15 protein-coding genes are annotated in these 19,181 nt (G+C 73.2%); 12 read left to right on the top strand and 3 right to left on the bottom strand.

All coding sequences use genetic code 11. From position 1 onward, the window contains the following. Positions 1–9 precede the first annotated feature (9 nt). Positions 10–1,269 carry a homoserine O-acetyltransferase MetX gene (metX, locus tag AC1DZC_RS16505; RefSeq protein WP_477044017.1) on the bottom strand — a complete coding sequence of 420 codons (1,260 nt, stop codon included), beginning with the start codon at positions 1,267–1,269 and terminating at the stop codon, positions 10–12. Between the two features lie 7 nt (positions 1,270–1,276). Beyond that, positions 1,277–2,596: a bifunctional o-acetylhomoserine/o-acetylserine sulfhydrylase gene (locus AC1DZC_RS16500; RefSeq protein WP_477039667.1), complete on the bottom strand. Its 1,320-nt coding sequence runs from the start codon at positions 2,594–2,596 to the stop codon at positions 1,277–1,279. A 393-nt stretch (positions 2,597–2,989) separates the two neighbouring features. Between AC1DZC_RS16500 and AC1DZC_RS16495 the strand changes: the two genes are divergently transcribed. The 8 genes from AC1DZC_RS16495 (at position 2,990) to AC1DZC_RS16460 (ending at position 13,333) form a co-directional block, all read left to right on the top strand. Then, on the top strand, positions 2,990–3,409 hold the full coding sequence (locus AC1DZC_RS16495) for a YegP family protein (protein ID WP_477044016.1): 420 nt from the start codon (positions 2,990–2,992) through the stop codon (positions 3,407–3,409). Positions 3,410–3,420: 11 nt separating this feature from the next. Further along, positions 3,421–4,182, top strand: coding sequence for a lytic murein transglycosylase (locus AC1DZC_RS16490; protein ID WP_477044015.1), 762 nt, complete (start codon positions 3,421–3,423; stop codon positions 4,180–4,182). Next, positions 4,179–5,738, top strand: a complete 1,560-nt coding sequence (locus tag AC1DZC_RS16485) for a protein kinase domain-containing protein (protein ID WP_477044014.1) — start codon at positions 4,179–4,181, stop codon at positions 5,736–5,738. Before AC1DZC_RS16490 ends, AC1DZC_RS16485 begins: the two co-directional genes overlap by 4 nt. A 133-nt stretch (positions 5,739–5,871) precedes the next feature. Beyond that, positions 5,872–6,885, top strand: a complete 1,014-nt coding sequence (pstC, locus tag AC1DZC_RS16480; protein WP_477044013.1) for a phosphate ABC transporter permease subunit PstC — start codon at positions 5,872–5,874, stop codon at positions 6,883–6,885. Next, a complete protein-coding gene (pstA, locus tag AC1DZC_RS16475; RefSeq protein WP_477044012.1) occupies positions 6,885–7,991 on the top strand; it encodes a phosphate ABC transporter permease PstA in 1,107 nt (368 codons plus the stop codon). The genes pstC and pstA overlap by 1 nt, the downstream gene beginning before the upstream one ends. A gap of 16 nt (positions 7,992–8,007) precedes the next feature. After that, entirely contained in the window at positions 8,008–9,708 is a 1,701-nt protein-coding gene (locus AC1DZC_RS16470; protein ID WP_477044011.1) for a phosphate ABC transporter substrate-binding protein PstS, read from the top strand. Continuing rightward, entirely contained in the window at positions 9,705–12,362 is a 2,658-nt protein-coding gene (locus AC1DZC_RS16465; protein WP_477044010.1) for a hypothetical protein, read from the top strand. Before AC1DZC_RS16470 ends, AC1DZC_RS16465 begins: the two co-directional genes overlap by 4 nt. Beyond that, positions 12,359–13,333, top strand: a complete 975-nt coding sequence (locus AC1DZC_RS16460) for a sortase (RefSeq protein ID WP_477044009.1) — start codon at positions 12,359–12,361, stop codon at positions 13,331–13,333. The genes AC1DZC_RS16465 and AC1DZC_RS16460 overlap by 4 nt, the downstream gene beginning before the upstream one ends. 44 nt (positions 13,334–13,377) lie before the next feature. On the opposite strand, the gene AC1DZC_RS16455 is transcribed toward AC1DZC_RS16460, so the two are convergent. Next, on the bottom strand, positions 13,378–13,503 hold the full coding sequence (locus tag AC1DZC_RS16455; RefSeq protein WP_477044008.1) for a hypothetical protein: 126 nt from the start codon (positions 13,501–13,503) through the stop codon (positions 13,378–13,380). On the opposite strand from AC1DZC_RS16455, the gene AC1DZC_RS16450 reads away from it, so the two are divergent. The 4 genes from AC1DZC_RS16450 (at position 13,502) to AC1DZC_RS16435 (ending at position 19,146) form a co-directional block, all read left to right on the top strand. Further along, on the top strand, positions 13,502–14,506 hold the full coding sequence (locus tag AC1DZC_RS16450) for a substrate-binding domain-containing protein (protein WP_477044007.1): 1,005 nt from the start codon (positions 13,502–13,504) through the stop codon (positions 14,504–14,506). The genes AC1DZC_RS16455 and AC1DZC_RS16450 overlap by 2 nt on opposite strands. A 109-nt stretch (positions 14,507–14,615) precedes the next feature. Further along, positions 14,616–16,346: an Ig-like domain-containing protein gene (locus tag AC1DZC_RS16445; protein WP_477044006.1), complete on the top strand. Its 1,731-nt coding sequence runs from the start codon at positions 14,616–14,618 to the stop codon at positions 16,344–16,346. Positions 16,347–16,525: 179 nt separating this feature from the next. Then, on the top strand, positions 16,526–17,620 hold the full coding sequence (locus tag AC1DZC_RS16440) for a COG1361 family protein (protein WP_477044005.1): 1,095 nt from the start codon (positions 16,526–16,528) through the stop codon (positions 17,618–17,620). Positions 17,621–17,730: 110 nt separating this feature from the next. After that, positions 17,731–19,146 carry an Ig-like domain-containing protein gene (locus tag AC1DZC_RS16435; protein ID WP_477044004.1) on the top strand — a complete coding sequence of 472 codons (1,416 nt, stop codon included), beginning with the start codon at positions 17,731–17,733 and terminating at the stop codon, positions 19,144–19,146. The last annotated feature ends 35 nt before the right edge of the window (positions 19,147–19,181 follow it).

Genomic DNA, 19,181 nt, shown 5'->3' with positions numbered 1-19,181 from the left:
CGCGCCGCCTCAGCGCCTGGCCGACTCCAGGAACTCGTTGACCAGCGAGCCGACAAGCTGCTCCTCGATGAGGAAGCCGTCGTGGCCGTAGTCGGAGTGCACGGTGCGCAGGACCGCCCCGGGGATGCCGTCGGCGATCCGCTGCGATTGCGCGGGCGGGAAGAGCCGGTCGCTGTCGACGGCGATCACCAGGGAGCGGGCGGTGATCGCGGAGAGCGCCGCCGCGACGCCGCCGCGGTCGCGGCCCAGGTCGTGGGTGATCATCGTGCGCGTGAGGATCATGTAGGTGTTGGCGTCGAAGCGCCGCGCGAGCTTGTCGCCGTGGTGGTCCAGGTAGGACTGCACCGCGAACCGGCCGCCCTCCAGCGGGTCCTCGGCGCCCTGCGGGATGCGCCCGAACCGCTGGTCCAGCTCGACGGCGGACCGGTACGTCTGGTGGGCGATCTGCCGGGCCAGACCGAGGCCGACGTGCGGGCCCTCGCCGTCGGCGGCGTCGTAGTAGTCACCGTCGCGGTAGGCGGGGTCGGCGCGGATGGCGGCGATCTGGGTGTGGAACCCGGCGATCTGGTCGCCGGAGGTCTGCGCCGCCGTGGCGATCGCGGCGATGGCGTCGACCCGCTCGGGCGCGCTCGCGGCCCACTCCAGGACGCGCAGGCCGCCGAGCGAGGCACCGATCACCAGGGCCCACGAGTCGATGCCGAGCAGGTCGGCGAGGCGGATCTCGGCGGCGACCTGGTCGCGGACGGTCAGCAGCGGGAAGCGACCGCCCCACGGGCGGCCGTCGGGCGCGAGCGAGGCGGGGCCCGTCGAGCCCTGGCAGCCACCGAGGACGTTGGGCGCGACGACGAACCAGCGGTCGGTGTCGATGGGGGCGCCGGGCCCGATCATCGACTGCCACCAGCCGGCCGTCGGGTGCCCGTCGCCGGCGGGGCCCGTGACGTGCGAGTCGCCGGTCAGCGCGTGCAGGACGAGGACCGCGTTGCTGCCGTCCTCGTTCAGCTCGCCCCACGTCTCGTAGGCCAGCCGCACCGCAGGCAGCCGGCCGCCCGACTCCAGCGCGAACGGGCCGAGGTCGGCGAACTGTCGACGACCCACGGGGTCCCCGTCGCGCCATGCGCTGCTCGCCCGGATCGCGGGCTTGTCCGACGGCGACGGCCGGGAGGCCAGCGTGGACGGGCGCGCGCGGGGCGTGGTGAAGAGCGGGCGCGCGGCCGAGCCGCCCGAGTCGGTCGTGATCTCGGGCGGCGTCGGCTGCGTACCAGAACTCATGAAGAAGTCAGGCTCCCTTGGCGGCGCGGAAGCCCGCGTCCAGGTCAGCAAGGATGTCATCGATGTGCTCGATCCCCACAGCCAGGCGGACCAGGCCGGGGGTGACGCCGGACAGCGCCTGCTCCTCGGGGGTCAGCTGGCTGTGCGTCGTCGAGGCCGGGTGGATGACCAGCGAGCGCACGTCGCCGATGTTGGCGACGTTCGAGTGCAGCTCCAGGGCCGACACGAACGCCTGACCGGCCTCGGTGCCGCCCTCGATCTCGAACGCGAGGACCGCGCCCGCGCCACGGGGTGCGTACTTGAGCTGCGCGGCGTGCCACGGGCTCGACTCCAGGCCGGCGTAGTGCACCGTGCCGACGTCCTCGCGGGCCTCGAGCCAGGCGGCGACCTTCTCGGCGTTCTCGACGTGGCGCTCGACGCGCAGGGACAGCGTCTCGACGCCCTGCGCGATGAGGAACGCGTTGAACGGCGAGATCGCCGAGCCGAGGTCGCGCAGCAGCTGCACGCGCGCCTTGAGGATGAAGGAGAGGTTGATCCCGAACAGGCCGCCGACGCCCAGGTCCCGCCCGAAGACGAGGCCGTTGTAGGACGGGTCGGGGGTGTTGTAGTTGGGGAACCGCTCGGGGTACTGCGCGTAGTCGAACGAGCCGCCGTCGACGATCACGCCGCCGATCGCCGAGCCGTGACCGCCCAGGTACTTCGTCGCGGAGTGCACGACCACGTCGGCGCCCCACTTGAGCGGGTTGATCAGGTAGGGCGTCGCGACGGTGTTGTCGACGACCAGTGGCACGCCGTACTCGTGCGCGACGCCGGCGACGAGCTCGATGTCGAGGATGTCGGACTTCGGGTTCGGGATGGTCTCCGCGAAGAACAGCTTGGTGTTCGGGCGGATCGCGTCCTTCCACGCCTGCGCGTCGTGCGGGTCCGTGACGAACGTCGTCTCGATGCCGAGCTTGGGCAGCGTGTAGTGCAGGAGGTTGTACGTGCCGCCGTACAGCGACGGGCTGGCGACGATGTGGTCACCGGCCTCGGCGATGTTCAGGATCGCGAACGTCTCGGCGGCCTGGCCGGAGGAGACGAGCAGCGCGCCGACGCCGCCCTCGAGGGACGCGATGCGGTCCTCGACGACCTGCTGCGTCGGGTTGCCGATGCGCGTGTAGATGGGGCCGAGGTCCTGCAGCGCGAACCGCGCGGCCGCGACCTTCGCGTCGGGGAAGACGAACGACGTCGTCTGGTAGATCGGCAGCGCCCGGGCACCGGTGGCCGGGTCCGGCGTCTGGCCGGCGTGGATCTGACGGGTCTCGAAGTTCCAGCTCTCGTTGCTCACGGTCTGTGCTCCTGGGTCTGGGTGGGTCTGGTGGATCCGCAGGAGGGCAGCCGACATCCGTCCCGCGAAGGTTGGGGGAGGGCGCACGGGTCGAGCCATGGCTCGGGCGGGTCTCAGGGCCGTCCGTGTGAGGACGACAACCTGCCCGCGGGCACAGCCGAGCGTGCGCTGGTCAGCGACACATTCGGCGGGACATGACGCGACTGTAGGCCGGTATGTCCGCGGGGCGGAACCGAAGTCTCATTCTTCGAGACGCATTCACCCGGCTGTGCGAGACGTCGCCGGATCGTCGACCGGGCGCCCCCCGCCGTTCGTCCTGCGGACCCGCACAGGCCGCTCACAGGTGCGAGTCGTGCGTTCCACTTCATCGGACGCGCCGAGGACTCGGTCTCGGTGCCGCGACGAAAGGACGGGATGCGGACGGTGGCGCCCGTGTTCCAGCTCTACCGCTTCTCCGACGACGACGTCGTCTGGTGGCGACTGGTGAGCCCGAACGGTCGTGGGCTCGCCCGCAGCACGCTGGCCCTGCCGAGCGTGGCGGCGGCCCACGCCTCCGTCGAGGCCGTCCGCACCGCTGTCGCGACCCTCGTCCCGGTCCTCCGGCTCACCAACACCTACCGCTGGCAGTGGCTGCTGACCCAGGACGACGTGCCGGTGGTCCAGGGGATCGGCGACCAGGACCGCCGCGTCCGGTGCGCCCACGCCTGCCGCAGCTTCGTCGAGCTCGCACCCGTCGCTGCGCTCGACCCGGCCGTCGCGACGTTCCGCCGGTCCTCCGCACCGCCCGTGAGCGCCCGGCGTTCCGCGACGTGAGAGGTGTGTGGGTGCTCGTCGGCGGGGTCCTCGCCGCGAACGTCGTCGTCCTGACGGCGCTGGCGGTCGCCGACGGCGGCCCGACGCCGACCGGGTGGTCGGTGGCCGCGGACGTGGTGCCGACACCCGCGACCGAGGTCCCGGCGACGGCCCCGATCGGTCCCGCCGAGCCGATCGCCGAGCCGGTCCCCGACCCCGGGCCGGCGCCGCTGCGCGCGTCCCCCGAGTGGGTCGCCCAGGTGTCCGCCGCGACGGGCATCGGGCCGGTCGCGATCCGGGCCTACGGCGCCGCGGCCCTGACCCTCGCGCGCGACCGTCCGGGCTGCCGGCTCGGCTGGCCGACGCTCGCCGGGATCGGCGCGGTCGAGTCGGGCCACGGCACCCACGGCGCTGCCGTGCTGCTCGACGACGGCCGCCCGAGCGTGCAGGTCCTGGGACCGGCGCTGGACGGGACCCGCGGAACGGCGGCCATCGGGGCCAGGCCCGACGACACGGCGTGGACGGGCGACCCGGTGTGGGCGCACGCCGTCGGGCCCATGCAGTTCCTGCCGTCGACGTGGCGGCGCTGGGAGTCCGACGGGGACGGTGACGGTGCGCGCGACCCCAACGACCTCGACGACGCGGCGCTGGCGGCCGGCCGGTACCTGTGCGCGTCGGGCGCGGACCTGACCACGGGTGACGGCTGGTGGGCCGCGGTCCGCTCCTACAACCATGACGACGCGTACGTGGCCCAGGTGCTCGCGACGGCCGACGCGTACGCCGCACGGACGTGACGCTCGTCGCCGCTCGCTACCGGCTGGGGCGGCTGGTCGGGCGGGGCGGGTCGGCTGACGTGCACGCCGCGGTCGACGAGGTTCTCGACCGGCCGGTCGCGGTGAAGATCGTCCGCGAACCAGGGGTCGACGCCAGCCCGCGGGCGGCCGCCCGGCTGCGGCACCCGAACATCGTCGCGGTCCTCGACGCGGGTCGTCTGCCCGACGGTCGGGCGTTCGTCGTGCTCGAGCTCGTCGACGGGATCACGCTCGACGAGCTGCTGGCGGCGGGACCCGCGACCACGCACGACGCGCTCACGATCGTGGGAGGGGTCCTCGACGCTCTGGCGCACGCCCACGAGCACGGGGTCCTGCACCTGGACCTGTCGCCCGCGAACGTGATGGTCGCGGTCGCGGACGGCGCGCCGCGGCCGGCGGAGGTGTTCGTGCTCGACCTCGGCGGGGGCGGCGCGCCGACGCCCGGCTTCGTGACGGTCAGCCCCGGGTACGCGGCACCCGAGATCGCGACCGCGACGGCCGCCGACGAGCGCTCCGACGTCTACTCGACCGGTGCCCTCCTGTACCTGCTGCTGACGGGGCGTCCGCCGTTCGAGCGGCCGGACCCGGCCGACGTGCTGCGCGCGCAGGTGGCCGAGGACGCGCCCCGACCGTCGGACCGTGCGCCCGCGGTCCCCGCCGCCGTCGACCGGGTCGTCGCCCGCGCGCTGGCCAAGGACCCGGCGGCGAGGTTCGGGTCCGCGCGCGAGATGCGGGACGCCGTCGTCGCCGCCTCGGTCCCCTCGCGACAGCCGGCGGGCCGGAACGCGTCGGCTCCCCGAGGTCCGGGCGTTGCTCCGACGACGACCCGGCGCCTGCCGGTCGTGGCGCCCCGGACGTCGGCACCGGGCCGCAGACGTCGGCGCAGCCCGCTGCCGGTGGTCGCCGCGGTCCTGGTCGGGAGCGCGGTCGTCGGCGGCCTCGCGCTGCTGCGGCCCTCGGCCGACGCGCAGGGCGCACCGCCCGCTCCCGTCGTCGCGACGACGACCGCACCGGCTCCCGCGCCGACCCCGTCCAGGGCCGCGGTGACGAGGCCGACCGAGACGCCCGACGACCTCACCCTCCCGGAGCTGGCCGGGCTCGACGTCGGCGCGGCACAGCAGGCGCTCGCGGCCCTGGGGCTGCTGCTGGAGGTCGCCGCCGAGGCCGACTCACCGGCGGCCCGGGGCACCGTGCTGACCGTCGACCCGGTCGCGGGATCGCCGGTCGACCCGGGCGCCACCGTGCACGTGACGGTCGCGTCCGGGCTCACCGCGGTCCCCGAGGTGCTCGGCCAGGTGCCGGACGCGGTCGACGGCTCGCTCGTGGGCGCAGGGCTCGTGCGGGACCCGACGGTGCTCTCGGAGGCCGGGGACCTCGTGGGCACGGTCCTGCGCGCGGTGCCGCCGGCTGGCACCCGGTTGCCCGTCGGAACGCCGGTCCGGCTCGTCGTCGCGACCCCACGAGCGACGACGCCGACCCCCACGCCGACGCCGACCCCCACGCCGACGCCGACGCCGACGACCGAGCCGCAGCCGTGATCGTCGGCGTGCCGTCCCGCGTTCACCCGTCGTCAGTCCCTACGTCGCCGACGGGGGCTCTACTGACGTCGCGTCGCGACCGGCGACCGCCGACCCGGTACGTCCGGCCGCTGCGCGAGAGGAGAACGACCAGGTGAGCACTGAGGTGCGCGAGGTCACGCCCCAGGCTGAGCCTGCGCGACCCCGTCCGCTCTCCACGAAGGCGACGGGCTCCGACGCGGTCTTCGTCAAGGGCACGCGGACGGTCGCGGCGACGGTGCTGGTCATCACCGGCGGCATCGGGGTGTTCCTGGCGAGCMAGGCGGTCCCGACGCTGCGCCACTACGGGTTCCGGTTCTTCACGGAGACCCAGTGGTCGCCCGAGACCGACACGGTGGGCATCGCGGCGGTCCTCGTCGGGACCGTGACCGTGGCCTTGGTCGCGATGAGCGTGGCGTTCCCGCTCTCGCTGGCCACGGCCCTGTACATCAGCGAGTTCGCGCCGCCGCGGCTGCGCAGCACGCTGGTCTCGATGGTCGACCTCATGGCCGCCGTGCCGAGCATCATCTACGGCCTGTGGGGGTTCTTCCTGCTGCAGCCGCACGCCAGCGCGGTCGCCCGGTTCCTGCACGCCAACCTCGGGTGGATCCCGATCTTCGCCGTGGACGCCGACCCGGACGCCGCGCAGTGGGAGCAGACGAGGTACACGGCCTCGGCGTTCATCGCGGGACTGGCCGTCGCGATGATGGTCATGCCGATGGCGTCGTCGGTCATGCGCGAGGTGTTCTCGTCGGCACCGCTGGGGGAGCGGGAGGGTGCGCTCGCCCTCGGGTCGACGCGCTGGGGCGTGATCCGGTCGGTTGTCCTTCCGTTCGGTCGCGGCGGGATCATCGGCGGCACGATGCTCGGCCTGGGCCGCGCGCTCGGCGAGACCATCGCGGTGCTCATCATCGTGTCGCCCGCGTTCGACCTGAAGTTCCGGCCGCTGGAGATCGGCACCAACACCGTCTCCGCCCTGATCGCCGGCCGGTTCGGCGAGGCGTCGACCGCCCAGCTCTCGGCGCTGCTCACGGCGGGCTTCGTGCTGTTCTGCCTGACGCTCGTCATCAACACGCTCGCGGCGGTCGTCGTGTCGCGGTCGCGCTCCGGCGCGGGGACGGACATCTGATGGCCACCGAGGTCGAGCAGCGCAGCGAGCCTCGCACCCATGTCGTCCCGCAGCGGAGCCCGCAGAGGACCCCGCGGCGCCGCATCGCCGGCACCACGCCTGCGGACCGCCTGGCGTCGACCGCGTGCATTGTCTCGGCGCTCGCCCTGGCCTGGCTGGTCTGCTTCCGCCTGCTTCCGTGGGGCACGCCGCTGGCTTTCGCCCTGACGTCGTTCGTCTGCTACCTCGTTGTCGTGACGGCGGTGACGCACATCCTCACGCCCGGGCCCGCCGTCGCGGACCGGCTCGCCACGTCCGTCATCACCGGCGGCGCGATCGTCGTCGGGATCGCGCTGGTCAGCACGGTGGTGTTCACGTTCGTGCGCGGCTTCCCGGCGCTGATCCACCCCAACATGTGGTTCGACGACATGGCCGGGGTCGGTCCGCGCGACCCTCTGAGCATGGGCGGTGTCGCGCACGCGATCGTCGGCTCGATCATCGAGATCTCCATCGCCGTCGTGATCACGGTGCCGCTCGCGCTGGGCACTGCGGTCTACATGGTCGAGGTCGGGGGTCGGTTCGCGCGGGTGGTCCGGACGGTCGTCGAGGCGATGACGGCGCTCCCGTCGATCATCGCCGGCCTGTTCATCTACACGGTGCTCATCCTCGTGCTCGGCTTCCCGCGCTCCGGCTTCGCGGCCGCTCTCGCGCTGTCGGTGATGATGCTGCCGATCATCGCGCGGGCCGCCGACGTCGTGCTCCGCGTCGTGTCCTCGGGGCTGCGCGAGGCCGGGCTCGCCCTCGGCGCGTCCCGATGGCGCACCGTCTGGCACGTGGTCCTGCCGACCGCCCGCCCCGGCCTGGCGACCGCCCTGATCCTCGGGGTCTCGCGCGCCGTCGGCGAGACGTCGCCCGTGCTGCTGACCTCCGGCGCGGCGAGCTTCTTCGTCTTCAACCCCTTCGACGGGGTCATGAACTCGCTGCCGCTTTTCGTCTTCAGCACCGTGCGCACGGGCGAGGAGCTCTACGTCCAGCGCGGGTTCGCCGGCGCCTCGATCCTGCTGATCCTCGTCCTGATCCTGTTCATCGTCACCCGCCTGCTCGCGCGCCAGCGGCGCGGGCGCTGATCCGCTCGGAGCCCCCATGCCGCAGCCCCCCGGCACGTCCCGCCAGCGATGGCAGCGTGCAGCGTCCGCCGCCCTCGCCGCCGCCCTCGTCGCGGTGCTGGGGCTGCTCGCCGCGTCCCCCGCGTCCGCGTCCTACGGCCAGATCGAGGGGACCGGGTCCACCTGGAGCCAGGTGATCGTCGACCAGTGGATCGCCGACGTCGCGGCCAACGGCATGCAGATCGTCTACACGGGCGGCGGGTCGTCGAAGGGGCGCAAGGACTTCTCGCAGGTCTCGACGGACTTCGCCATCTCCGAGATCCCGTACCAGGGCCAGGACGAGCAGGGGAACGCGGACTCCTCGAACGGGCGGGCGTTCGCGTACCTGCCGATCGTCGCCGGCGGGACGTCGTTCACGTACCACCTGGAGGCCGGCGGCAAGCTGGTCCGCGACATCCGCCTCTCGGGCGAGACGATCGCGAAGATCTTCACCGGCGCCATCACCCGCTGGAACGACCCGCAGATCTCCGCCGACAACAACGGGCGCACGTTCCCCGACGTCGCGATCATCCCCGTGGTCCGCTCGGACGGCTCGGGCACCACCGCCCAGTTCACCACCTGGCTGGACAAGCAGTACTCGAGCCTGTGGCGCACGATCTTCCCCAAGGGCGGCCTGACGTCGTACTACCCGCGTCCCGACGACAAGCTCAAGTCGGCGATCGGCGCGTCCAGCTCCGACCAGGTGATGAACACGATCGCGGCACCGTCGGGCAACGGGACCATCGGCTACGTCGAGTACTCCTACCCGACGAACAAGGGCTACCCGGTGGTCAAGGTGCTCAACGCCGGCGGGTTCTACGTCGAGCCCACCCAGTACAACGTGGCCGTCGCGCTCACGACGGCGAAGATCAACACCGACGCGTCGTCGCAGAACTACCTGACGCAGATCCTCGACGAGGTCTACACGAACCCGGACCCGCGGGCGTACCCGCTGTCGTCGTACTCCTACATGCTCATCCCCACCGGGGCGACGGACGCGCGGATGAACACCAACAAGCGCCAGACGCTGGTCGACTTCCTCTTCTACTCGCTGTGCGAGGGCCAGGGGAAGGCCGGCGCTTACGGCTACTCGCCGCTGCCCCTGAACCTGGTCCAGGCCGGGTTCGACCAGGTCGGCAAGCTCGGCACCGCCGACCCCGCGGTCGACGTCGCCGGTCGTGACGCGACGAAGTGCAACAACCCGACCTTCGTGCCCGGCGACCTGAGCCGGAACAAGCTCGCCGAGGTCGCCCCCCAGCCCGCCTCCTGCGACAAGTCGGGTGCCGGACCGTGCCTCGGTGCCGGGCAGTCCCAGACCGCGGGCGGGGCACCCGCGGGTGCCGCCGCGGGCGGTGCGGCGGGCGGGACCAAGGGCGGCGCCGCGGGCGGCGGCTCGGCGACCGGGGACGCCGCTGCCACCGGCGACGCGGCCGCCGCCGGCTCGGCCGGGGAGGTGGACCCCGACACCGGCCTGCCGGTCTCGTCGGGGGACGGCACGGTGAACGCGGCGAGCGCGTCGGTGTCGACCGTCCTGCCGCCGCGGCCCGTCGGCGGCAGCCTGCTCTTCGGGCTGCTGGCCGCCATCGAGCTGCTGGCCCTCGTGCTGCTGCCCGCGCTGCTGATCGTCCTGTGGCGCCGCAACCGGGCCAAGGCGGCAGCTCCGCCGGAGGATCCGTGGCTCGACGGGGGTGCGGCATGACCGGCCGCCACCGCCGGGCCGCGCTGCGCCGCTCGGTCCTGGTCCGGGCCGTCGCGCTCGCCGCGGTCCCCTCGGTCGCCCTGTCGGTGCTGCTCGCCGGCCTGACCAGCACCCCGGTCCAGGCGGCCGACGCGGACCCGGTGGTCAAGGCCGAGTACGCCCGCACGCAGACGTTGACGCGCGCCCACCTGGAGACCGACCGGACCCAGAGCGTGGTCGACCGGCGCACGGTCACCGTGACGGTCGACCACACCACCAACCTGCGGGGCCGCCAGCGGATCGGCGTGAACTGGACCGGTGCGCACCCCTCGGCGTCCCGGACGTTCAGTCCGTACGGTCAGGACGCCGTCGACCAGGAGTTCCCCGTGGTGATCCTCCAGTGCCGCGGCGTGGACGACCCGACCCTGCCGGTCGCCCAACAGCTGAGCCCGCAGACCTGCTGGACGTCGAGCTACGTCCAGCGGACCAATACCTCCCCGGCCTCGTCCAGCTCCGACCCGCAGAACCGCGCGTGGGTGCACGACCGCTACGCGCCCGCGTCGGACCGCGAGGCCCAGCAGCTCCTCCCGACCTGGCCGGCCGACTGCCCGGCCGACCCGGTCGGGGCCGTCCAGCACGCGGTGCCCTTCGTCGACGCGAAGGGGAAGACCTTTCCGGGCTGCTCGTTGAGCACGATGCCGCCGGAGGCCGGTGGCATCGAGCAGGGCGCCCTGCCCGCCGCCGACGTCGCCGCCTACACCTCGCCGGACGGCACGGGAACGTGGCAGTTCGAGGTGCGCTCGGCGCAGGAGAACGAGTCGTTGGGCTGCTCGTCGACCGTCGCCTGCTCCCTGGTGGTCATCCCGATCATGGGGATCAGCTGCGACGGCACGAACGCCGGCTGCCGGGCGTCCGGCCAGTCGGAGCCGGGCTCGGTCAACACCGGCCACATCGACCCGGCGGTCCAGGGTGCGCTCTGGTGGTCGGCGTCGAACTGGAAGGGCAGGTTCTCGGTCCCGCTGACGTTCGGCCTCACCGCCGACGCGTGCGACGTCCTCGACTCGCGTCCCCCGGTGGACTTCTACGGCTCGGAGCTGCTCGCCCAGGCGTCGTTGCAGTGGGCGCCCGCCTACTGCCTGCGTCCGGACCGGTTCAAGTTCCGGGCCAACGCGAAGTCCGAGTCGAGCTCCTTCGCGCTGGTGGACTCCGGCCAGGCGGTCGGCGCGTTCGTCTCCTACCCGTCGCAGTCGGCGGTCAAACCCCTCGCCTACGCGCCGGTCGCGGTCACGGGCTTCGGCATCTCGTTCATCGTCGACCAGCCGAACAACACCGGCGAGCGGCTCCAGCTCAAGCTGACGCCGCGGCTGCTGGCGAAGCTGCTCAGCCAGTCCTACACGGTAGGCCCCAGCGCCAAGGCTCATCCCGGGATGTCGGGGAACCCCGGCGTCCTGAACACCGATCCGGAGTTCACCGAGCTCAACCCCGGTCTCGACGACCAGGTGCGCGACGCCGGTGCCGTCCTGCTCGCGCTGTCCGAGAGCTCGGACACGATGCGCGCGCTCACCACGTACATCGCGACGGATCCCGACGCCATGGCCTTCCTCGAGGGAACGCCGGACCCGTGGGGCATGGTCGTCAACCCGGACTTCAAGTCGTTCGTCGGCACCGACGGCCGGCCGCACGGCGTCCAGCTGCCGCTCGACGACTGGCCGCTGCTCGACAGCTGGGTGCGCGAGACGAAGAACCCCTGCTGGAACGAGAACATCACGACGCCGTACCTCTCGCTCGTGGCGGCGCCGGTGAACAGCCTGCGCAAGATCGCCACCGCGCTGATCGACGCCTGGCCGAACTCCCAGACGGTGTGCGAGGAGACGCCGACGAGTCCTCTCAAGACCGGTCGAGGGGCCCGGCAGGGCTACGGGACACGGTTCATGCTCGGGGTGGTCTCGCTCGGAGACGCCGAGCGGTACGGGCTGCACGTGGCGGCCCTGCGGACCGCGGGCACCGGGCCCGGGGCGACGTTCGTCGCACCCAGCACCGCGAGCATGGCGGCCGCGGTCGCGACGGCGACCAGCACGGGGACGGCGCAGGCCTTCACGCTCGACCCGGCCACGCTTCCCGACGACGCGTACCCCGGCACGATGATCGTCTCGGCCGCGGTCCCGACGACCGGGTTGTCGAGCGCCGACGCGAGCCACGTCGCGCAGTTCATCACCACGGCGACCACGGAGGGCCAGGTCCCGGGCCCGGGGAACGGTCAGCTGCCCGAGGGCTTCCTGCCGATCACCCCGGCGGGGGCGACCGCGACGCTGTACGCGTCGGCGCAGGCCGCCGCCGTCATCATCGCCAAGCAGCAGGGTCTTCCGGCCTCGACCACGACGACGACCACGACGAGCGGCACGGGAACGTCGGGGGTCTCCGGAGGTGACGCGGCCGCCACGGGCTCGGTGACGGGCGACTCCGCCGGCGCGGCCGGCGACGGGACGGTCACCGTCGACGGGGAGGCCGCGCCGAGCACGCCGCCCTCGAGCTCGACGACGGCGTCCGGCGTGACCCCGACGACGACGGTGTCGGCGGCCCGCCTCGCGGTCCCGGTCGCCGCCGGGATCGGCCTGTGCGGTGCGCTCGCGATCCCGTTCGCGTTCGGCCTCGGGGCTCGGAGGCCCGGACCGTGACCGCGACCCTGGCGAACCCGTACGCGCCGCCGAGCGACGAGCTCGTCCAGCCGGGGCAGCCCGGGCCGCCGCCGGGCTGGAAGCCGCCGAAGGGAGTGCGTCCGCGGGAGCCGCGCGGCGCGCGCCCGCCGTTCACGGACGGTGCCCGTGCCCTCCAGGTCGCCCTGGTGACCGCGCTGGCGATCATCGTCGGGCTGTTCGCCTACCTCGCCGTGCTGACGCCCCTGCAGGAGGCGCGGGCCCAGCGCGAGCTCGGTTCGCAGCTGCGCGAGCAGCTTGCGGCACAGACCGCACCGCTGGGTGGCGTCATCGACCCGGGGACCCCCGTGGCGCTCCTCGAGATCCCGACGCTCGGCCTGCGGCAGGTCGTCGTCGAGGGCACGGCCGCCCAGGACCTGATGTCGGGGCCGGGGCACCGCCGCGACACCGTGCTGCCGGGGCAGCAGGGCGTGTCCCTCGTCTACGGTCGGGCGGGGGCCTACGGAGGGCCGTTCAAGGCCGTCCCCACCCTCAAGAAGGGGGACGGGATCATCGTCACCATCGGTCAGGGCGAGTTCACGTACCGGGTCGACGGGGTCCGCTACGCCGGCGACCCGTTCCCGGCACCGCCGGCCGTCGGGGGCTCCCGCCTGACGCTCGTCACGGGTGAGGGCCCCGGCGGCTCGGCCGGGACGTTCCTGCCGGTGCGGATCGCCTACGTCGACGCGACCCTCGTCGGCGACCCGGCGGTCCCGCCGCCCGGTCGAGCCGGCGGGGTACCCGAGTCCGAGAAGGCGATGCAGGTGGACACCGCGGTGTGGCCGAGCGTCGTGCTCGCGTTGCAGCTGCTGCTCCTCGTCGTGCTGGCGACCGCGTTCCTGGCCCGCAGGCTGCCAGGTCGCGCCGTCTGGGTGCTGGCCGTCCCGGTCGTCGCCGCCGCCGCCTGGCTGGTCGCGGACATCTCGTCACGCCTGCTGCCGAACCTGCTCTGAGAGCGCGCGCGTCGTCCCTCGGTGACGAGCCGGCAGTCCCCCGTTCACAGAAGCGGCACAGCGAGTTCGCCCGCTATCAGGAGGTTTGACCCCGGGCCGGCGTCGCCGGTCCGGACAGTCGATCTCACGAAGGGTGCTTCTCCAGTGAAGCGTTCGACGATCTCGGCCATGGTGGCCACCGTTCTCCTCGGAGCGCTGGGCGTGGCCTCCGCCACCTCCGCTTCTGCAGACTCCACCGCGCAGACGCGCGACATCGTCGGTGTCGGGTCCGACACGACCCAGTACGCCGTGAACTACCTGGCCGACGGCACGCTCGTCGGTGCCGCCGCGCGTGCCGGGTTCAACTCCGCCTCGAACTCCCGCATCGTCTCCTACGACGCGCTGCCCGACGGGGTGCCCGCCGGCACCGTCACGCAGATCTCGCTCAAGACCGGTACGCCGCTCGTCAACCGCCCCAACGGCTCCGGCGCCGGCAAGGCGCTCCTGTTCGGCGCGGGCAACAACGTCAACGTGAACTTCGCGCGGTCCTCGAGCACGCTCAGCTCGGCCGAGATCACCGGCAACCTGCGTCAGGTCGCGTTCGCCGTCGACGGGATCAAGCTGGCCGTGCGCGCCGCAGGCACCAACGCCCCGACGATCATCACGGGCGCCGACATGGTCAACATCTACAAGGGCACCTACACCAACTGGAACCAGGTTCCGGCGGGCATCGCCCAGGGCAAGAGCGGCGTCATCGTCCCGATGCTCCCGCAGACCGGATCGGGCACGCTCACCACGTTCCTCGGCCAGCTGCAGACCCTCAACGGTGGCGTGGCCGTCGTGCTGGCGCCCTCCGTCGTGACCGTGCAGGAGCACGACGCGGCCCCGATCGCCGCGGACCCCAACGCGATCGCGCCGTTCTCGACCGGCCGTGCATCGACCGAGCCCACCGTCGCGCTGGTCAACGGCGCGGGCTCCTACAGCTTCCAGCGGGCGCTGTACAACGTCGTCCGTCAGGCCGACCTCGGCACGACCTGGTTCTCGAACATCTTCGGCCCGGACGGGTTCGTCTGCTCGCCCGGTGGCAAGGCGCTCATCGCCAAGGCCGGCTTCCAGCAGCTCGCCGGTGAGCTCGACGGTGGCATGTGCGGCGTCGCCGGCACCGCCGCGGTGACGAACTTCACGCTCTCCTGATCGACCGGGTGCTGCCGGCGTGCCTGGATGCGCGCCGGCAGCACGAGCACGGCAGCTCCAGCGGAAAGACCACTCCAGCTCTTCCCTGTCCCGAAAGGACACCTTTGCCATGCGTATCAAGAAGATAGTGGCCGGCGCGCTCGCCGCCACGCTCATCGGTGGCGCCGGCGCCATCGCTCTGGCCAGCTCGGCCTCCGCGGTCGACTTCGGCCCGGCCATCCCCGGCAGCATCTACTGGTTCAGCACGCCGTCGACCGGCCTCGGTGACCCGGCCCTCGCCGGCGCCCAGGTCAACGGCTCCACGCAGCCGGACGCGACCGCTCGCCCGTGGCAGACGCTCGCCGTCTCGGCGAACTGCCCGGCCGGCACCCTGCAGATCCAGCCGTTCGTGCACATCCCCGCGCCCGGTCCGTCGGTGGACTGGGACGCCGTGATCATGGCCGCCTCCGACAGCACCGTGGACGCGTCGGGCCGCTTCTACATCTCGGGCGCGACCGTCGCCGCCCGGGTCAACGCCCCGCAGATCCGCGCGTACGCCACGGCGCAGGGCGGCACCGCCACCCTCCCGTTCGTCGTCGCGTGCCAGGGCACCGGTGGCGTGAACCTCGGCTACTTCACCACGCCGCTGACCGTGGCCATCACGGCGGCGTCGCCCACCACCGCGATGACGTACTCCATCCCGATGGCCGCTCTGCCGAAGGCCGCCAGCTCCACGACGGTCGCGGCGACGCCCACCACGGTCGAGTCCGGTTCTCCCGTCGCCCTGACCGCCACCGTGACGCCCGCCGCGGCCACCGGCTCGGTCGAGTTCTTCGCCGGCGCCACCTCGCTCGGCACCGCGACCATCGGCGCCGGTGGCGTCGCGACCCTGTCGTCGTCGGCCGTCCCGGTCGGTCCGACCAACGCGATCACCGCCGTCTACGCGGGCAACGCCGCGTACGACGCCTCCACGTCGGCCCCGGTGAACGTGGCGGTCACGCCCGTCGCCGCACGCGACACCGTCACCACGCTGGCCGTCTCGCCCACGTCGGGCGCGGCCTACTCGCCCGTCACCTTCAGCACGACGGTCACGGCCGCCACCGGTCTGCCGAACGGCACCGTGTCGTTCTACAACGGTGCGGCGTTCCTGGGCTCGGTGCCCTGCGTCGGCGGTGTCGTCGCCGACTTCACGACGAACGCCCTCGGGGCCGGCGCCGCGTCGCTGACCGCCGCGTTCGTCGGCACGGCGCCGTACAACAGCTCGACGTCCGCTCCCGTGGCGGCGACCTACGAGCTGCAGGGTGCTGTCGACCCGCAGTCGGTCGACGTCGTGATCCCGGTCGGCGCGATCACCATCACCACGCCGTACCACCCGCTCATCCCGGCCACGCCGACCACGCCGGAGATCCCGGCCACCACGCTCCACCTCGGCCAGGCCACGCTCGACACCACCGACTCGACGTTCTCGGCGTCGGCGCCGTTCGAGTCGATCGTCATCACGGACACCCGCGCCGCGACCACCGGCTTCACCGCCAAGGTCATCTCGGGTCCGTTCACCAACGGGGTCAGCTCGTTCGGTGGCCAGTACGCCGGTCTGTGGAACGTCGCCGCGCACCAGGTGCTCGGCAACGCGCTGCAGGCCGCTGACGTGGTCGTCGCGCAGAACCCGGCGCCCAGCGTCCCGACCGTGCTCCCCACGGACGGCCTCGGCGTGGCGAAGACCTTCGCCACGTACACGGGCGGCGTCGGCGGCCCGAAGAACGGCTCGGTCACCCTCGACGGGACGTTCGGTGTCGACGAGGTGCCCTCGTCGGTCCAGCAGGGCACGTACACGGCGACGGTGACCTTCACGGCCATCTGATCCTCCGCTCGGGGAGGGGCGGGGTGCTCAGGCACCCCGCCCCTTCATGCGTCGTCCTGCGGCGGTCCCCGGTTCACCACGCGTTCGTCCCTCGTGCGCGCCAGTGCGCCAGGGTTCCCGCGGGCGCCGGTTCCGTGCGTGCCCCGGACCAGCCGGATCGAACCTCAGGAATCCCACTCATGCTGCACTCCGCCCACCGGATGCTGACCGGCGCGCTCGCCGCGGCCGTCCTGCTCACCACGCTCGCACTGCCCGCGGCGGCGGCCGACGAGCCGCCCCCCGACCAGCTGGTGACGTTCGGCGTCGCACCGGCGGGGCCCGAGAAGCCGGACCAGCGGCCGTACCTGGCCTACACCGTCGCGCCGGGGTCCGTGATCCGGGACAACATCGCGGTGCTCAACCAGGCGGACCACGCGCTCGAGCTGGACGTCTACCCCAGCGACGTCGTCCCGGGCGCGGAGGGTGGCCTCGAGGTGCCGGCCCGTGCCGACGCGCCGACGAGGGCCGGCGCGTGGGTCACCTCGGACGTCGCGCACGTCCAGGCGCCGCCGCAGACGGCGGAGGCGGGCCTCGGCTTCGTCATCGTGCCGTTCACCGTGACGATCCCGACCAACGCCGAGCCGGGCGACCACGTCGCGGCCGTCGTCGCCGCTCTGACCGCGCAGGGGGAGGCCGGAGTCGGGAGTCCCGCACTCGACCTCGAGCAGCGCGTGGCCGCCCGGCTCTACATCACGGTCGACGGAGCGCTGGCGCCTGGCCTCGTGATCAAGGACCTGGGGACGACCTTCGAGTCCGGCGGGCTCGTGCGGGCCGGTGCCGTGAACGTCGCGTACGCGCTGGAGAACACGGGCAACGTGCGGATGAAGGTGTCGCCGACCGTCCGGGTCACCGGTCCGTTCGGCCTCCTCCCGCGCAGCGCGGACGGCCCCGTGGTCGACGAGCTCCTGCCCGGCGGCTCGGTCGACCAGACCGTCGCCGTCCCGGACGTCTGGCCCCTCGTGCGGCTGACGACGACGGTCACCGCGGTCGCGGAGGCAGCGACCGGCGGCGCCGACCCCGGCCTCGACCCCGTCAGCTCGAGCACGTCGACGTGGGCGTGGCCCTGGTTGCTCGTCGCCGTCCTCGTGCTGCTGGTCCTGCTGATCGCCTGGCGGGTCGTGCGGCGTCGTCGGCGTCGCCGCCTCCCGCCCCCGAGCGAGGGTTCGCGCCGCGCACGCCGTGGGGGAACCCCGGTCCCTGTCGCGCCCGTTCTCGACACCGCATCAGCGCGCTGAGCGGCGGTCGTCCCTCGGACGTCTTGCGGGGGCCGACCGTTCACCTGCGCCGAGCACGCTCGGCCCGAGACCGTGCGCGACCGCGCCGGCCCTGAGACGAAGGATCCTCGATGAAGCTCACGAAGGTGCTGGCGGCAGGCGTCGCCGGCGCACTCCTGGCCGGGATCGGCGGTGTCGCCCTGGCGACGTCGGCGTCCGCCGTCGACTTCGGTCCGGCGATCCCCGGCAACATCCTGTGGTTCAACGCCGAGTCGACCGGTCTGCTCGACCCGAGCCTGACCGCGGCCAACCAGGTCGACGGGACGGCCCAGCCGGACGCGGTCGCCCGCCCGTGGCAGACGCTCGCGGTCTCCGCCGCCTGCCCGGCCGGCGCCACCCAGATCCAGCCGTTCGTGCACATCCCCGCCCCGGGTCCCTCGGTGGACTGGGACGCGGTGATCATGGCCGGTGGCGACAGCGTCGCCGACGCCCAGGGCCGCTTCTCCATCTCGGGCGCCAACGTGGCCACCCGCATGAACGCCCCGCAGATCCGCGCGTACGCGACGGCACAGGGCGGCACCGCGACGCTGCCCTACATCGTCGCCTGCAAGGACGCCGCCGGCGTGAACCTCGGCTACTTCACCACGCCGCTGACCGTGCACGTCACGGCCGCCTCGCCCACCACGGCCATGACCTACTCCATCGGCAAGGCCGCCCTCCCGACCCGACCCGGCGGCTGGGACGGTGGCGGCTCGCAGGTGACGGCGACGACCACCGACCTGACCGCGGCCGCCGTCGGCGCCAACCTCGTCCTCACGGCCGCCGTGGCCCCGTCGACCGCGGCCGGTGTGGTGACGTTCAAGGAGGGCGCCACCACGCTCGGCACCGGCACCGTGTCCTCCGGAGCGGCGACCTTCACCGTCGCGTCGCCGACCACGGGCGACCACACCTACACGGCGTCGTTCGCGCCCACCGACCCGGCCGCGTTCGGCCCGTCGTCCGGCTCGAAGACCTACACGGTCGTCGTCGGCCCCAACGGCCAGCTCACGGTCACCCTCACGGTGCCTGCGGCCCCGGTCGCGGACGGCGCGCTCACCTTCGCGGTCCCGACCGCGCCCGTCGCCCTGTCGGGTCAGCGGGACACGGGCAACACCCGCATCACCGCCACGGCCCAGCTCGGCGGCATCACGGTGACCGACACCCGGAGGGACGGTCTGCTTGCCGGCTGGAAGGTCAGCGTGCAGGCGTCCGACTTCACCGGGGCCAACGGCACGCTCAACGCCAAGTACCTGGGCTGGACCCCGACGGCGCCGAGCATCACCAAGGACCCGACCGGTCCGCTCGTCGTCCAGGCGGGTGCGGGGGTGACCTCGGCGCTCGACGACGCGACCAGCACCGGGCTCGGCGCGAGCAAGACGCTCGCGCAGACCACCGCGAACGGTCGTGGGGCGACCGCCCTGGCGGCGGCGCTCAACCTGGCGATCCCCGCGTCGACCACCGAGGGCTCCTACACCTCGACGATCACCGTGACGCTCGTCAGCAACTGACCCGGGCGGGTGGTGGGGCGCGACGGTTCGCGTCC

Source organism: Cellulomonas sp. P2_B4, from assembly GCF_056404795.1.
The sequence above is the reverse complement of the archived record's forward strand: the minus strand, read 5'-3'. Positions and strand labels throughout refer to the sequence as shown.

Excerpts from the sequence above, each read along its gene's own strand:
- AC1DZC_RS16465 (WP_477044010.1), top strand. The coding sequence starts at position 9,705 with ATGACCGGCCGCCACCGCCGGGCCGCGCTGCGCCGCTCGGTCCTGGTC.
- AC1DZC_RS16450 (WP_477044007.1), top strand. The coding sequence starts at position 13,502 with ATGGTGGCCACCGTTCTCCTCGGAGCGCTGGGCGTGGCCTCCGCCACC.
- AC1DZC_RS16455 (WP_477044008.1), bottom strand. The coding sequence starts at position 13,503 with ATGGCCGAGATCGTCGAACGCTTCACTGGAGAAGCACCCTTCGTGAGA.
- pstA (WP_477044012.1), top strand. The coding sequence starts at position 6,885 with ATGGCCACCGAGGTCGAGCAGCGCAGCGAGCCTCGCACCCATGTCGTC.
- AC1DZC_RS16440 (WP_477044005.1), top strand. The coding sequence starts at position 16,526 with ATGCTGCACTCCGCCCACCGGATGCTGACCGGCGCGCTCGCCGCGGCC.
- AC1DZC_RS16435 (WP_477044004.1), top strand. The coding sequence starts at position 17,731 with ATGAAGCTCACGAAGGTGCTGGCGGCAGGCGTCGCCGGCGCACTCCTG.
- AC1DZC_RS16445 (WP_477044006.1), top strand. The coding sequence starts at position 14,616 with ATGCGTATCAAGAAGATAGTGGCCGGCGCGCTCGCCGCCACGCTCATC.
- metX (WP_477044017.1), bottom strand. The coding sequence starts at position 1,269 with ATGAGTTCTGGTACGCAGCCGACGCCGCCCGAGATCACGACCGACTCG.
- AC1DZC_RS16470 (WP_477044011.1), top strand. The coding sequence starts at position 8,008 with ATGCCGCAGCCCCCCGGCACGTCCCGCCAGCGATGGCAGCGTGCAGCG.